The organism is Caulobacter sp. P1_B12_2, from assembly GCF_056406675.1.
Genome location: NZ_JBFTZS010000694.1, coordinates 1 through 1,542 on the forward strand (window position 1 = coordinate 1; position 1,542 = coordinate 1,542).

A 1,542-nucleotide genomic window follows, 5' to 3' on the forward strand; every position below is an offset into this window, starting at 1 on the left:
GGTGTTCCGGACGCCGGGGGCGCGGGCCAATGGGCAATACACGCGCTTTGTCCCCGTTCGACGCCGACGGCGGGCGGGCTCCCCAACGATGGAAGTCCCCGGACCGCGCGAGTAACCCCCTCGCGCCTGCCCCCGCTCGATCGCCCCCCGCCGCCGCATTGGTCGCTGGCCTTGCGCCCTTTCCGGTGCGGCGAGGTGGGATAAGGATAGGGCCGGTTTGGAGGGTGGGGACAAGATCGGGTCGAGAAAGTTCAAGGCCTTGATTTGACGAGGCTTTGATCCGCATACGCTGAGCATAGACCTGGACTCCGCTCTTCCCCGGAAGAGCGGATCAAGAAAGCCCTACAGCTTCACCCGGAAATGGAACGCGTCCACGGCTAGGCCCTCGCGGAAATAGAACCGGTGGGCGGCCTCGCGGACCACGTTGGAGATCAGCTCCAGATGGCCGCAGCCCTCGCGCCGGGCCTCTTCCTTCAGCCAGTCCAGCAGCGCCTTGCCSTGGCCCCGTGACCGGACCCGGTCGTCGGCCACCAGGTCGTCGACGCTGAGGAACCGGCCGCAATACAGCATGTCCGCCACCCGATACCCCGCCACGGCCCGCGCCACGCCGTCCTCGCTGACATAGGCCAGCCGAAACCCGTCGCTGGCCATCAGCTGGCGGACGCGGGCGACATAGGTGTCGCGGGCGAGCTGAGGGCGGAGCTGGGCCATGACCTCGAAGGTGGCGAGGACTTCGGCGTCGGTTTGGGCGGGGGTGATCATGGGTTTTAGGTAACCCTTCTCCCCTTGCGGGAGAAGGTGGCGGCGAAGCCGCCGGATGAGGGGTCTCTCAAAAGYCAACCGCACCCTCTTGCCAACTCACCATGTTCCCGTATTGTTCTCGTCATGGTCGATCGCGCTCAACAACTCGCCTTCGCGCGCCGACTCCGGCACGAGCCGCCCGTCACCGAACGCCTGCTCTGGACCCTGCTCCGCGACCGCCGCCTGGAACGCCTGAAATTCCGCCGCCAGGTTCCGCTCGGCCGCTACGTCGCCGACTTCCTTTGCCCGCGCCATCGCCTCATCGTCGAGGCCGACGGCCCGCATCACGAAGACAGCCTTCATGACGAAATCCGCGACGACTGGCTGCGCGGCCAAGGCTTCCGCGTGCTGCGCTTCACCAACAAGCGCATCCAGGACGCGCCCGACGCCGTCCTCGATGAAATCCTGAGCGCCTGCGGCCGCTAACTTGAATCCTTCTCCCCCTGCGGGAGAAGGTGTCAGCGAAGCTGACGGATGAGGGGTCTCTCAAACCTCAACCGCCCCACCCACCCGTTCCGCCGTACGCGGCCGACCACGCCATCGACCCCTCACCCGACGGTCCTCCGGACCGCCACCCTCTCCCGCAAGGGGAGAGGGAAAGCGGCGCGCCCCCTTCCTCGCGAAGGGGAGCCAGCCTTTCATCTCACGGCGAGACGATCGCCGGTCTGGACAGGTCACTCAAGGACGGCGCGCCGCGTCGCGGCTGGCCGCAGGCCAGCCCTTGACTGACCTGTCTAGACC

The 1,542-nt window shown here is 67.1% G+C and carries 2 protein-coding genes; one reads left to right on the plus strand and one right to left on the minus strand.

Annotated elements, in window-relative coordinates:
* Positions 1-342: 342 nt before the first annotated feature.
* Positions 343-762 (minus strand): GNAT family N-acetyltransferase, encoded by a 420-nt coding sequence (locus AC1DZ6_RS24960; protein ID WP_477099781.1) that lies wholly within the window; start codon positions 760-762, stop codon positions 343-345.
* 123 nt (positions 763-885) lie between these two features.
* Between AC1DZ6_RS24960 and AC1DZ6_RS24965 the strand changes: the two genes are divergently transcribed.
* Entirely contained in the window at positions 886-1,227 is a 342-nt protein-coding gene (locus AC1DZ6_RS24965; protein WP_477099782.1) for an endonuclease domain-containing protein, read from the plus strand.
* The last annotated feature ends 315 nt before the right edge of the window (positions 1,228-1,542 follow it).